Genomic DNA, 12,717 nt, shown 5'->3' with positions numbered 1-12,717 from the left:
GAACGGGAGGGCGTCCGATGTCATTCGGCAAAGGCTGTCATCTGCACCTGATCGACGGTTCGTCCTTCATCTTCCGTGCCTATCACGCGCTGCCGCCGCTGACGCGCAAATCCGACGGGCTGCCGGTCGGGGCGGTCGCAGGGTTCTGCAACATGCTGCAACGCTATGTCGAGGGCAACAACGGCCATGACGCGCCCACCCATGTGGCGGTGATCTTCGACAAGGGCAGCCATACCTTCCGCAACGATCTCTACCCCGAGTATAAGGCCAACCGCGAGGAAATGCCCGCGGATCTGCGCCCGCAGATCCCGCTGACCCGCGAGGCGACCCGCGCCTTCAACATCGCCTGCGAAGAGATCGAGGGCTATGAGGCCGACGACATCATCGCCACGCTGGCCTGCCGCGCGCGCGATGCAGGCGGGCGGGTGACGATCATCTCGTCCGACAAGGACCTGATGCAGCTTGTCGGCGACGGGGTCGAGATGCTCGACGCGATGAAGAACCGCCGCATCGACGCCGATGGCGTGCGCGAGAAATTCGGCGTCGATCCCTCGCGCGTGGTCGATGTGCAGGCGCTCGCAGGCGACAGCGTGGACAACGTGCCCGGCGCACCCGGCATCGGCATCAAGACAGCGGCGCTTCTGATCAACGAGTTTGGCTCGCTCGAGGAATTGCTCGACCGCGCCGGGGAAATCCCCCAGCCCAAACGCCGCCAGACCCTGATCGAGATGCGCGACCAGATCGAGCTGTCCCGACGCCTCGTGCAGCTCGACTGCGACACGCCGCTCGGATTCACCCTCGACGACCTCGAAGTGCGCGACCCGGACCCCGACACACTTCTGGGTTTCCTCGCGCGGATGGAATTCCGCACGCTGTCAAGGCGTATCGCCGAGGCGCTTGGCCGCGAGGCACCCATCCTCCCCGAGCCGGCCCCGCAACGGGGCGACGAGGCAGCCGCCGAGACGCCTGACTGGCCCGCCATCGCCCCCGAAACATACGAGTGCATCCGCGATCTCAAGACGCTCGCCCCCTGGCTCGCCGCGATCCGCGCCCAGGGCTATGTGGCCTTTGACACTGAAACCACCTCGCTCAACGAGATGCAGGCCGCGCTTGTCGGCATCTCGCTCGCCACCGCGCCGGGGCGCGCCTGCTACATCCCGCTGGCGCACAAGGATGGCGCTTCGGGCGATCTCTTTTCCTCCGACGCGCTGGCCGAGGGGCAGATCCCGCTTGACGATGCCCTCGCCGCGCTCCGGCCAATTCTCGAGGATGACGCCATTCTCAAGATCGGCCAGAACATGAAATACGACGCCAAGATCCTCGCGAATCATGGCCTCGCCATCGCGCCCATCGACGACACGATGCTCCTGTCCTATGCGCTGCATTCCGGGCTGCACGGGCACGGCATGGACACGCTCTCGGAGCGCTATCTGTCCCATACCCCCATTCCCATCAAGACCCTCCTTGGTTCGGGCAAATCCGCCATCACCTTTGACCGTGTGCCGATCGACGCCGCCACCGGCTATGCCGCCGAGGATGCCGACATCACGCTGCGCCTGTGGCTGACCTTCAGGCCGCAGCTTCACCGCGCCCGCGTCACCGCCGTCTACGAGACGCTCGAACGCCCCCTCGTGCCGGTGCTGGCCGCGATGGAGCGCGCGGGCATCACCGTCGATCGCGCCACCCTGCGCGCCATGTCGGGCAAGTTCGCGCAAAAGATGGCCGCGCTGGAATCAGAGATCCACACCCTCGCGGGTCGCAGCTTCAACGTCGGTTCCCCCAAGCAACTGGGCGAGATCCTCTTTGACGAGATGGGCCTTCCGGGCGGCGAGAAGGGCAAAACCGGCGCTTATGCCACCGGTGCCGACGTGCTCGAAGACCTCGCCACCGAGCACGACCTGCCCGCCCGCGTGCTCGACTGGCGGCAACTGTCAAAGCTCAAATCCACCTATACGGATGCGCTTCAGGACCATATCGACCCCGACACGGGCCGCGTCCACACATCTTACGTCCAGACCGGTGCCAATACCGGCCGCCTCGCCTCGACTGATCCCAACCTCCAGAACATCCCCGTGCGCTCGGAAGAGGGCCGCCGCATCCGCGAGGCTTTCGTCGCCGCCCCCGGCCACCGCCTCGTATCGCTTGACTATTCCCAGATCGAATTGCGCATCCTCGCCCATGTCGCGGGCATCGACAGCCTCAAGCAGGCGTTCCACGACGGTCAGGACATCCACGCCATGACAGCGTCGGAGATGTTCAGCGTGCCCATGGACCAGATGACCCCCGAGATCCGCCGCCGCGCCAAGGCGATCAATTTCGGCGTGATCTACGGCATCTCGGGTTTTGGCCTCGCGCGCAACCTGCGCATCCCGAGAGGCGAGGCGCAGGGCTTCATCGACCGCTATTTCGAGCGTTTCCCCGGCATCCGCGCCTATATGGACGACACGATTGCCTTTGCGAAGGAACACGGGCACGTCCAGACCCTCTTTGGCCGCCGCATCCACACCCCCGAGATTTCGGCCCGTGGCCCCCGCGCAGGCTTCGCCCGCCGCGCCGCGATCAACGCGCCGATTCAGGGCACCGCCGCCGACATCATCCGCCGCGCCATGATCCGGATGCCTGCCGCTATCGCGGACCTGCCCGCGAAGATGCTGCTTCAGGTCCATGACGAACTGATCTTCGAAGTGGCGGAAAGCGCCGTGGATCGCCTCACCGAGATCGCCCGCGACGTGATGCAATCCGCCCCCCGGCCGGCCATCCACCTCGACGTGCCGCTCGTGGTGGACGCAGGCGTCGGCGCGAACTGGGCCGAGGCGCATTGAGGGGGGGCGGCCTGTCGACGGGTCGCGGCGCGGCGATTATCCCTCACCACCTCCGCCGCATCTTTCCCTTCATCAGCCGGAACCGGTCCCGTTGCTGCTGCTGCACATGGTCAAAAAGAACCGCCTCGTGTTTCGACACCTCTTCCAGCGCCTCGAAATCCTGCTTGCAGACCAGCGCCGCCACGGGCGTGCCGTGGCGATGGATCAGCACCCGGTCGCCGGTCATCATCACATGATCGAGATAGGCGCGCAGGTGGCTGCGGAACTGGCGGCTGTTGACGTCGATGATCACGGGCGGCACCTCGGGCAGGATCGGGGGGCAGGATCGGGGCAGATGGGCCACCCTCCCCCGCCCCGGTTAATGCCGCCCTGCGCCACCGTCCGGCACCCTCCCGGCTGCGTCCACAAACCGTGTGCACATGGCACAGGGTGCACGCCCCCATCGGCTCAGCCGCTGCCGATCAGCACCCCCGCGGCAAAGACCAGCGCGCCCCCCAGCACCACCTGAAAGGTCGCCCGAAAGAACGGCGTGTCCATATAACGGTTCTGGATCCAGACGATCGCCCACAACTCCACGAAAACAATAATGAATGCGATTGTGGTGGCGGTCCAGAAATCGGCAATGAGATAAGGCAGCGCATGACCCAGCCCCCCCACCGTGGTCATGATTCCCGAGGCAAATCCGCGCTTTACCGGGCTGCCCCGCCCCGACAATTCGCCATCGTCACTCGCCGCCTCGGTGAACCCCATCGAGATTCCCGCCCCCACACTCGCCGCCAGCCCGACCAAAAAGGTCGTCCAGGTGTCCTGCGTGGCAAAGGCCGTGGCAAAGATCGGTGCGAGCGTCGAGACAGAGCCGTCCATCAGCCCCGCAAGCCCCGGCTGCACCCAGGTGAGAATGAACTGACGGTGTGATTTTCTTTGTTCCTTTTCAAGCACATCCTCGCTCAGATGCGCCTCCTTCAACTCACCCGCGCGCGCCTGATGCCCGGCTTCGGCCGCGGCCAGATCGCCCAGCAACTTACGCGTCGCCGCATCGCTGCTGGCCTTCGCGGCCTTGAGGTAGAATGTCTCGGCATCCCGTTCCATTCCCTCCGCCTCGGCGCGGATACGCTCGATCCCGAGATTTTCCACCAGCCAGACCGGACGCCGCGCATAGAACCCCGCCACATGCTCGCGCCGGATCAGCGGGATGACCTCGCCAAAGCGGCTGCGATGCAACTCGATCAGGCGCTGGCGGTGGCCGTCCTCTTCCTTGGCCATGCCCTCGAAAATCGCGGCTGTATCAGGATAATCGGCACGCAACATCTCGGCATAGGAGCGGTAGATCCGCGCGTCATCCTCCTCGGAAGATATTGCAAGCGCAAGGATTTCCTGCTCGCTCAGGTCGCTGAACCGCCGACGCGACGAGATACCGGGAATCATGGGGCAGCCTCTCTGGAATTATTCTAAACTACTTTTATAACGCGAATATCACGATGGCAAAGCCAACCTTTGACTCAAAGTGAACTGTATTGTTCAATATGGCTTGACGCGGGACGGTCGGGCGTCGATATAAAGTAAACCAAACGGTTTACTTGTGGAGACGACCATGAAACAGACCCTCACCGCTCTCTTCCTCTCGGTCGCGCTGACGGCCACCCCGGCGCTGGCGTTCAATTTCGACTCAAGCACGCTCACCCCGACCTTCACCTTCCCGGACCCTGCCCCGCAGACGGTGAAGCAAGGCACCGTCAAGCCCTTGAAGTAACGCGCCCGTCGCCTCCTGCCGGTCACGCACAGGCTTGCACCCCTCCCCCTGGCCTGACTACACTCGTAGTTCAGGGGGAGAGACGCATGACGGCTCAGGCCACGGAAATCAAGAAAGGGCGCAAATTCGATCAGGTGCTCGAAGGGGCGCGGCGCGTGTTCATGCGCGACGGGTTCGAGGGCGCGAGCGTCGATGAAATCGCGCGCGAAGCCAAGGTATCCAAGGCGACGCTTTACAGCTATTTCCCGGACAAGCGGCTCCTGTTCTCCGAAGTGGCGCGGCTGGAATGCAACCGACAGGCCGATGAGGCGATCGACGCCTTTGACCTTACCCAATCAGTCGAGACGCTTCTGCGCGAGGTGGCAGACCGTATCTTGCGGTTTTATCTGTCGGATTTCGGCCAGCAGGTGTTTCGCATCTGCGTGGCGGAATCGCATCGCTTTCCCGAACTGGGGCGGCGCTTTTACACATCCGGTCCAAAACTTGCGCGCGACCGGCTGAGCCTCGTGCTGCGCGTCTATGTCGAGCGCGGCGCGCTCCGAATCGAGGACATGGATCTTGCCGCCGATCAGTTTGTCGAACTGTGCAAGGGTGATCTTTTCGTGCGCGCGCTTTGCGGGCTGTGCCAAAGCCCCGACAACACTGCCATGAACCGCGTAGCGGATGGCGCGGTCGAGATGTTTCTTGCAAGATACCGCGCCTGAGCGGCGCGGATTTTGCTCAGGTCGGGGACATCCCCCGCAGCCGCTCGGACCGACGGCGCAGCAGTTCTACCGTTGTCAGCAGGGCTATGGAAATGATCACGAGAAGCGTCGCCACCGCAAGGATCGACGGGCTGATCTGTTCGCGAATACCGTTCCACATCTGGCGCGGAATGGTCTGTTGCTCGTGGCTGCCGACGAAGAGCACCACCACCACCTCGTCGAACGAGGTGACAAAGGCGAAAAGCGCCCCCGACACCACACCCGGCGTGATGAGCGGCAATTGCACCTTGAAAAAGGTGCGCACAGGACCGGCCCCGAGATTGGCCGAGGCGCGCAAAAGCGAACGGTCGAACCCCGCAAGCGTCGCCGTCACGGTGATGATAACGAAGGGAATGCCAAGCGTCGCATGGGCCAGGATCACGCCCAGATAACTGTTGGCAAGCCCGGTGGCGGAGTAGAAGAAAAACAGCCCCGTCGCCGTGATGATGATCGGCACGATCATGGGCGAGATAAGAACGGCCATGATCGCCTTTTGATAGGGCATCTCGGGCCGCGACAGGCCAAGCGCCGCCAGCGTGCCTAGCGAGGTAGCGAGGATCGTGGCGAAAAACCCGATGATCACTGAGTTTTTGGCGGCCTTGACCCAAGCGGCATTGGTCCAGACATCCGCCCACCAGTTGCCATCACGCGCCGCGCCCGGCTCCTGCATCCCGAAGGTCAGCAGGTTGTCATACCAGCGCATCGAATAGCCCTCGGAGTCGAAGGTCAGCATCTTCTGGGTGAAGGTGAAATAAGGCTCGGCGTTAAAGCTGAGCGGAATGATCACAAGGATCGGCGCGATCAGGAAGAAGAAGATCAGCCCGCAGAGCACGAGATAGACGTAATGCCAGAGCCGTTCGAGCGGAGATGCGTAGATCGGAAGCGCCATCGGTCCTATCCCAGTTTCATGTTGTCGATACCGACGATGCGATCATAGACCCAGTAGAGCACCAGCACGGCCGCCAGCAGCATCGCCGCCAGTGCCGCTGCCAGCGACCAGTTCAGCGAACTCAGCATGTGAAAGGCGATCTGGTTGGAAATCAGCGTGCCGGTGGCCCCGCCCACAAGCGCGGGCGTGATGTAATACCCGACCGCGAGGATGAAGACGAGGATCGCCCCGGCGCCGATCCCCGGCACGGTCTGCGGCACATAGATACGGCGAAAGGTGGTCCAGCTTGTGGCCCCCAGACTGCGCGCAGCGCGGGCATAGCTTGGCGGGATGGTCTTCATCACCGAATAAAGCGGCAGGATCATGAAGGGCAGCAGGATATGCGTCATCGCAATGATGGTGCCGGTCTGGTTATACATCATCGCCAGGCGGCCATCGTCGCTCAAGATACCGAGCGCCACCAGCGTGTTGTTGATCACCCCCTGCCCCTGCAAGAGCACCATCCAGCTTGTCGTGCGCACCAGAAGCGATGTCCAGAAGGGCAAAAGCACGAGAATGAGCAGCAGGCTCGCCTTGCGCATCGGAAGCACCGCCAGAAGATGCGCCACGGGAAAACCGAGGATGAGGCAAAGCCCCGTGATAACGAGGGAAAGCAAGAAGGTGCGGATGAAAAGCTTGACATAGATGCGGCTTTGATCGTCAGCGCGCTGGAACCTGCCTTCGGGGCTGATCTTGCGATCCACCGCCGCTTGGTAAAAGTTGAGCGTGACGGGCTGCGCAGCCGAACGCATGGCAGCCCAGAGATCGCGCCGCGCCCAGTTCTCGTCCACGTCGAGCACCGCCTCACGGAAGGGCGGCTCGAGGCTGTCAACCCGACGCGCCGTTCCGGTAAACAGAGAGCGCGTCCCCGGCACCTCGTAATTGATCCGCGTGCCGACCGCCCCCTGCGTGCGGCTCTCGCGCGCCACGCGCAGATCGAGCACCAGCGCCTCGAACGCGGCCTCGTCCGGCTGGGCACCGGGATTCTCTCGGAACCATTCGGTCAACGCGGGCATATTGGCGCTGAACGTGTCGTTCAGGACAGAACGCGACAGCATCTGCCCGATGGGAATGATGAAGGTCAGAAGCACAAAGGCCAGAAGCGGCAGCACCAGAAGAAACGCCCGGATTTTCGCACGCCGCTCGGCCTGTGCCAGCGCCTGCTTGAGCGGCCGGCCATCGGGCGTGCGCAGTGCGCCGGCAACGTCGGTCTGCATCTGGGCGGTATCGGCCATGTCGGTCATTCCCTCATCTCGTCCGCGCCGGGGCGCGCGTGGACCGGGCCGCACGCGCGCCCCGGTCCTGTCTCGGGCTATCAGCGCAGAAGCCAGGCGTTGAACCGCTCGGTCAGCTCAACCTTGCGATCGGCCCAGAACTCGAAGTCGTTGGCCAGCGCGTTCTTAAGGTTCTCGGGCGCCGTCGGCATGTGCGGGCCCATCTCGGTTTTGCCATCGTTGAACAGGCCCACGAGCGGCGCGGACGAGGCACGCGCCGGACCGTAGCTGATCCACGCCGCCTGATCCGCCAGACGCTGCGTATCGGTCGAGAAGCTGATGAATTTGAGCGCCTCTTCCTTGTTGGGCGCACCTTTCGGGATCACGAAAAGGTCGAAATCAAGGATCTGACCATCCCAGATGATGCCGAAGGGCTGGCCCTCGGTCAACTGCGCATTGAAGATACGTCCATTATACGCGGTGGACATCACCACCTCGCCATCGGCCAGAAGCTGCGGCGGCTGAGCGCCCGCTTCCCACCACACGACATCGGACTTGATCGTGTCGAGCTTGGCAAAGGCGCGGTCCACGCCCGCGTCGGTTGACAGCAGATCATAGACCTGACCGGCAGGCACACCATCGGCCATCAGCGCCATTTCCAGAAGCGATGTCGGGTCCTTGCGCGCGCCGCGCTTGCCGGGGAACGTCGCGGTGTCGAAGAAATCGGCCAGCGTGGTCGGCGTGCCGCTCACGTTGTTGGTGTTGTAGGCCACCACGGTGGACCACACGATCGACGGCACGGCACAGTCCGAGACCATCGCGGCAGCCAGGAAATCCTCGGTCGCGGGGGTGCCGTCGGGCGCGGGCGGAAGCGCCGAATGGTCGATCACCTCCAACAGCCCCTCGTCGCAAAGCCGCACAGCATCGGCCAGTTCGATATCGGCCACGTCCACAGTGACATTGCCCGCCTCGACCTGCGCCTTGATCGGCGTGGCCGGGTTGTCGGCGTCGACCGAATTGACACGGATACCGGTCTCGGCGGTGAAGGGCTTGTGATAGGCTTCCACCTGACTCTTGGTATAGGCTCCGCCCCAAGACATGACCGTGACTTCCTGCGCCGAGGCGGCGAATGCCATCCCGGTCAGGGCGGTGGTGAGGATAAGTGTCTTTTTCATGGTTGCTCCCTGAGTTTATCGGGCCGGAACGCCTCTTGCGCCCCGACCGTATTAGCCCCGCACACGTTCCGCGCGCGGGGTATTTGGTCTAGCGCGTCGGCAGATCGAGCGCCCGGCAGTCCTCCGGCAACCAGCCGATCTCGATCTCCTCACCCGGTTGCAGGCGGCGTTGATCGGGGGCGTTGCGGGTCTTGATGATGAAATCGTCCCGCCCCGCCACCTTGAGTCGGGTGCGGAAGATATCGCCCATGTAGATGAATTCGGCCACCTCGGCCTTGAGCGTGTGCACCCCCGCGCGCAGCCGCTCGCGGTTGAATTCGACCCGCTCGGGCCGGATGGAAACCAGCGTGCGGTCGCCGGGCCTCTCGACATTGACAGGCTTGGCGTCGATCAGTTCGCCATCATCAAGCTCGACCACGGCCACACCATCCTTGATTTCCTTCACAGTCCCTTCCAGCGTGTTGTTCTCGCCGATGAACTGCGCGACAAAGCTGTTCTGCGGGCTCTCGTAAAGCTCGTCCGGCGGCGCAATCTGCTGAATCTTGCCATCGTTGAACACCGCCACCCGGTCCGACATGGTCAGCGCCTCGGTCTGATCATGGGTGACGTAAACCGTTGTGATCCCAAGATTATGTGCCAGGTGCGTGATCTCGAACTGCATCTTTTCCCGCAGCTGCTTGTCAAGCGCGCCAAGCGGCTCGTCCATCAGCACAAGCTCCGGCTCGAACACCAGCGCGCGCGCCAGCGCGACCCGCTGCTGCTGTCCGCCTGAAAGCTGCGCCGGGCGCCGCCCGCCGAAATCGCCCATCTCGACCATATCGAGCGCGCGGCGGATCTTGCCCTCGCGCTCGGATTTGCCCATGCCGCGCACCTCGAGTGGAAAGCTCAGGTTCTCGGCAATTGTCATGTGCGGAAAAAGTGCGTAATTCTGAAACACCATCCCGATCCCGCGCTTGTGCGGCGGAATGTGGTTGATGGGCCGCCCCTCGAGACGGATATCGCCATGGGTCGCGGTCTCGAACCCCGCCAGCATCATCAGGCAGGTTGTCTTACCCGAACCCGACGGCCCGAGCATGGTCAGAAACTCGCCCTTGGGAATGCTAAGATTGAGATCCTTCACGACAAGCGTTTCGCCGTCGTAACTTTTCTGCACACGTTCGAACTCTACGAACGCATCCCTCACGGATGTTCCGGACAACCGATACTCCCTGTACTTTACATCGTGGTTTTTCCACGTTCGCACACGACTTAAGCGCCAAACTTTGTCCGATGCAAGCGATCTGCGACGTTTTTAGCCGGATTCGCGAACCTCTGGGGCGAATAGCCCGCGAATCCGTCAAATCAGGAAAGAGCGCTCAGTTCAGAACCGATCTTACCGCCTTCAACGTCTTGTCCACCACCTCGTCCGCCTCTTGGCGCGTCAGGCAGAAGGGCGGCGCGAAACCGAGGATATCACCCTGCGGCATGGCACGCCCGATGACGTGATCAGCGGCCAGCGCGGCGGCAATCTGCGGGCCGATCTTGTCGCCGGGATCAAAGAATGTGCGGCTGTCCGTGTCCTTCACAAACTCCACCGCACAAAGCATCCCCTCGCCGCGCACCTCGCCGACATTCGGGTGATCCGCCAGCGCCTCGGCCATGGTGCGGTTGAGATAGCCGCCCACCTTGCGGTTGTTGGCGATGAGGTCCAGATCGTCGAGAAGCTTGAGATTCGCCACCCCCGCCGCAGCCCCGACGGGATGGGCCGAATAGGTCCATCCGTGGCCGATGGGGCCGTTCTCGTCCGTGCCCTGCTCCAGCACCTTCCACATCTTTTCGCCTACAATGCTGCCCGAGAGCGGCGCATAGGCGCTCGTCAACCCCTTGGCGATGGTGATGAGGTCAGGCTTCAGGCCATAATGCTCGGATCCGAACATCGTGCCGAGACGGCCAAAGCCCGTCACCACTTCGTCGGCAATCAGCAGGATGTCGTGCTTCTCCAGCACCTCCTGAATGGCGGCCCAATAGCCTGTAGGCGGCGGCACGATGCCCCCTGTGCCCAGGACCGGTTCGCCGATGAAGGCGGCGATGGTGTCCGCCCCTTCCCGCGCGATCAGCGCCTCAAGCTCCGCCGCACAATGCGCGGTGAACTGCGCCTCGGATTGCCCAAGTTCGGCGCGGCGATAATAATAGGGTGCCTCGGTATGCAGCACCTGCGCCAGCGGCAAATCAAACTTCTTGTGGAAAAGCTCCAGCCCCGTCAGCGAGCCGGTCATCAGCCCGGAGCCGTGATAGCCGCGCCAGCGAGAGATGATCTTCTTCTTCTCGGGACGCCCGAGGATGTTGTTGTAATACCATATCAGCTTGATGTTGGTCTCGTTGGCGTCCGAACCCGAGAGGCCGAAATAGACCTTGGACATATGCGCTGGCGCGCGGTCGAGGATCATCTTGGCCAGCGTGATCGACGCCTCGGTGCCATGGCCCACATAGGCGTGGTAATAGGCCAACTCACGCGCCTGCGCGGCGATCGCCTCGGCGATTTCCTGACGACCATAGCCCACATTGACACAGTAAAGCCCGGCAAAGGCATCAAGCAGGCGGTTCCCGTCACGATCCTCGATATGGCAGCCGCTGCCCCCGGTGATGACCCGATTGGGGGCCTCGCCCCGCGCGAATTGCGCCAGATGCGTGGAGGGATGAAAGAAATTCTCGCGGTCCCATTGGTCGAGTTGATCGTTTCTGAGCATCGTCTTTCCTTTCGGGAACGGGCGCGCCAAGGGGCGCTGCGGAAAATTCTGGCCGCTCTCTGGTCTGAAAGCGACATGGTCTGACGGATTTTCTTTGTCAGATCAGAGCCAAAACCTCAATATGGCGCGGCAAATCACAGGACGGACGCGCCCATGATCACCAAGGACCTGCCCTTTTCCGACGCGGAATATGCCCGCCGGCTCGACAAGACCCGCTCCGCCATGGCACGGCAGGGTCTGGACGTGCTCTTCATCACCGACCCGTCGAACCAGCACTGGGTCACTGGCTATGACGGCTGGTCTTTCTATGTGCATCAGGGTGTGATCGTCCTGCCCGAGGCCGATCCGGTCTGGTGGGGGCGCAACCAGGATGCCAACGGCGCGGTGCGCACCGTCTGGATGACTGATGACCGGGTGATCGGCTATGCCGATAATTACGTTCAATCGACCGAGCGCCACCCGATGCAGGATCTGGCAGAGCGCCTGCGCGGCATGGGCCTTGCCGACAAGCGGATCGGCGTGGAGATGGACAATTACTATTTCTCGGCCAAGGCGATGCAGACGCTGCGCGAAGAACTGCCCGAGGCGACATTCCTTGACGCAACCGCATTGGTGAACTGGCAACGCACGGTAAAATCCGAAGAAGAGTTGGTATTCATCCGCAAGGCCGCGCTCATCTCGGAAAAGATCACCGATGGCCTGATGGAACGGGTGGAGCCGGGCATCCCCAAGAACGAGATCGTGGCCGAGATCTTCCGCGACGCGATCCGCGGCGTGGAGGGGGCCTGGGGCGATTACCCGGCCATCGTGCCACTGTTGCCCTCGGGCAGCGATGCCGCCGCCCCGCACCTGACGTGGAACGGGCGTGAATTTGCCACCGGAGAGGCCACATTCTTCGAGATTTCCGGCTGTTACCGCCGCTATCACGCGCCGTTCTGCCGGACGCTTTTTCTGGGTAAGCCGCCGCAATTCCTGCTCGACGCCGAAAAGGCTCTGGTCGAGGGGCTGGAGGCAGGGCTGGAGGCCGCAAAGGCAGGCAACCGCGCCTGCGACATCGCCAATGCGCTCGCCGCGCCTCTTGAACGTGCCGGGATCGAGCGCGGCGCGCGCTGCGGCTATCCCATCGGCCTCAGCTATCCACCCGACTGGGGCGAGCGCACCATATCCTTGCGCGCCGAGGACGAAACCGTACTCGAGCCGGGCATGACGTTTCACTTCATGCCGGGTCTCTGGATGTCGGACTGGGGGCTTGAGATCACCGAATCAATCCTCATCACCGAAAGCGGCTCTGCGGAAACCTTCTGCAACCGCCCGCGGAAAATGTATGTGAAAGACTGACAAGCCTCGGCGCAGGTGGCA

The 12,717-nt window shown here is 62.9% G+C and carries 11 protein-coding genes; 4 read left to right on the top strand and 7 right to left on the bottom strand.

The genetic code is table 11. The annotated features are described in order from the left end of the window. The first annotated feature begins 17 nt into the window (after positions 1 to 17). Positions 18 to 2,822: a DNA polymerase I gene (gene polA / locus KAK09_RS14180; protein WP_210879595.1), complete on the top strand. Its 2,805-nt coding sequence runs from the start codon at positions 18 to 20 to the stop codon at positions 2,820 to 2,822. Between the two features lie 43 nt (positions 2,823 to 2,865). Here the strand turns inward: polA and KAK09_RS14175 are convergent, their stop codons facing one another. Together KAK09_RS14175 and mbfA are read right to left on the bottom strand one after the other, a co-directional pair. After that, positions 2,866 to 3,165, bottom strand: a complete 300-nt coding sequence (locus KAK09_RS14175; protein WP_210879594.1) for a type II toxin-antitoxin system prevent-host-death family antitoxin — start codon at positions 3,163 to 3,165, stop codon at positions 2,866 to 2,868. Between the two features lie 104 nt (positions 3,166 to 3,269). Further along, positions 3,270 to 4,247, bottom strand: coding sequence for an iron exporter MbfA (gene mbfA / locus KAK09_RS14170; protein WP_210879593.1), 978 nt, complete (start codon positions 4,245 to 4,247; stop codon positions 3,270 to 3,272). Between the two features lie 166 nt (positions 4,248 to 4,413). Here mbfA and KAK09_RS14165 point away from each other — a divergent pair, with 166 nt between their 5' ends. Beyond that, a complete protein-coding gene (locus tag KAK09_RS14165) occupies positions 4,414 to 4,572 on the top strand; it encodes a hypothetical protein (protein ID WP_210879592.1) in 159 nt (52 codons plus the stop codon). A gap of 86 nt (positions 4,573 to 4,658) precedes the next feature. Then, entirely contained in the window at positions 4,659 to 5,276 is a 618-nt protein-coding gene (locus KAK09_RS14160) for a TetR/AcrR family transcriptional regulator (RefSeq protein ID WP_210879591.1), read from the top strand. A 16-nt stretch (positions 5,277 to 5,292) separates the two neighbouring features. On the opposite strand, the gene KAK09_RS14155 is transcribed toward KAK09_RS14160, so the two are convergent. The 5 genes from KAK09_RS14155 to KAK09_RS14135 all read right to left on the bottom strand — a co-directional run bounded on the left by KAK09_RS14155 (position 5,293) and on the right by KAK09_RS14135 (position 11,358). Next, on the bottom strand, positions 5,293 to 6,204 hold the full coding sequence (locus KAK09_RS14155) for an ABC transporter permease (protein ID WP_210879590.1): 912 nt from the start codon (positions 6,202 to 6,204) through the stop codon (positions 5,293 to 5,295). Positions 6,205 to 6,209: 5 nt separating this feature from the next. Next, the gene (locus KAK09_RS14150; protein ID WP_418895536.1) at positions 6,210 to 7,478 is read right to left on the bottom strand and encodes an ABC transporter permease; all 1,269 of its coding nucleotides are present in this window, start codon (positions 7,476 to 7,478) and stop codon (positions 6,210 to 6,212) included. Between the two features lie 80 nt (positions 7,479 to 7,558). Further along, entirely contained in the window at positions 7,559 to 8,632 is a 1,074-nt protein-coding gene (locus tag KAK09_RS14145) for an ABC transporter substrate-binding protein (protein WP_210879588.1), read from the bottom strand. A gap of 88 nt (positions 8,633 to 8,720) precedes the next feature. After that, positions 8,721 to 9,815 carry an ABC transporter ATP-binding protein gene (locus KAK09_RS14140; RefSeq protein WP_418895535.1) on the bottom strand — a complete coding sequence of 365 codons (1,095 nt, stop codon included), beginning with the start codon at positions 9,813 to 9,815 and terminating at the stop codon, positions 8,721 to 8,723. A 172-nt stretch (positions 9,816 to 9,987) separates the two neighbouring features. After that, positions 9,988 to 11,358: an aspartate aminotransferase family protein gene (locus KAK09_RS14135; RefSeq protein WP_210879586.1), complete on the bottom strand. Its 1,371-nt coding sequence runs from the start codon at positions 11,356 to 11,358 to the stop codon at positions 9,988 to 9,990. Positions 11,359 to 11,511: 153 nt separating this feature from the next. Between KAK09_RS14135 and doeA the strand changes: the two genes are divergently transcribed. Continuing rightward, positions 11,512 to 12,696, top strand: a complete 1,185-nt coding sequence (gene doeA / locus KAK09_RS14130; RefSeq protein WP_210879585.1) for an ectoine hydrolase DoeA — start codon at positions 11,512 to 11,514, stop codon at positions 12,694 to 12,696. Positions 12,697 to 12,717 lie beyond the last annotated feature (21 nt).

This window comes from Roseovarius autotrophicus, assembly GCF_018069895.1.
Classification (GTDB): domain Bacteria; phylum Pseudomonadota; class Alphaproteobacteria; order Rhodobacterales; family Rhodobacteraceae; genus Roseovarius; species Roseovarius autotrophicus.
This window is presented reverse-complemented; position numbering and strand designations above follow the sequence as displayed.

What these genes read in the sequence shown, in the direction of transcription:
- KAK09_RS14160 (WP_210879591.1), top strand. Translation starts at nt 4,659, where the DNA reads ATGACGGCTCAGGCCACGGAAATCAAGAAAGGGCGCAAATTCGATCAG.
- KAK09_RS14135 (WP_210879586.1), bottom strand. Translation starts at nt 11,358, where the DNA reads ATGCTCAGAAACGATCAACTCGACCAATGGGACCGCGAGAATTTCTTT.
- KAK09_RS14155 (WP_210879590.1), bottom strand. Translation starts at nt 6,204, where the DNA reads ATGGCGCTTCCGATCTACGCATCTCCGCTCGAACGGCTCTGGCATTAC.
- KAK09_RS14165 (WP_210879592.1), top strand. Translation starts at nt 4,414, where the DNA reads ATGAAACAGACCCTCACCGCTCTCTTCCTCTCGGTCGCGCTGACGGCC.
- mbfA (WP_210879593.1), bottom strand. Translation starts at nt 4,247, where the DNA reads ATGATTCCCGGTATCTCGTCGCGTCGGCGGTTCAGCGACCTGAGCGAG.
- KAK09_RS14150 (WP_418895536.1), bottom strand. Translation starts at nt 7,478, where the DNA reads ATGGCCGATACCGCCCAGATGCAGACCGACGTTGCCGGCGCACTGCGC.
- doeA (WP_210879585.1), top strand. Translation starts at nt 11,512, where the DNA reads ATGATCACCAAGGACCTGCCCTTTTCCGACGCGGAATATGCCCGCCGG.
- polA (WP_210879595.1), top strand. Translation starts at nt 18, where the DNA reads ATGTCATTCGGCAAAGGCTGTCATCTGCACCTGATCGACGGTTCGTCC.
- KAK09_RS14145 (WP_210879588.1), bottom strand. Translation starts at nt 8,632, where the DNA reads ATGAAAAAGACACTTATCCTCACCACCGCCCTGACCGGGATGGCATTC.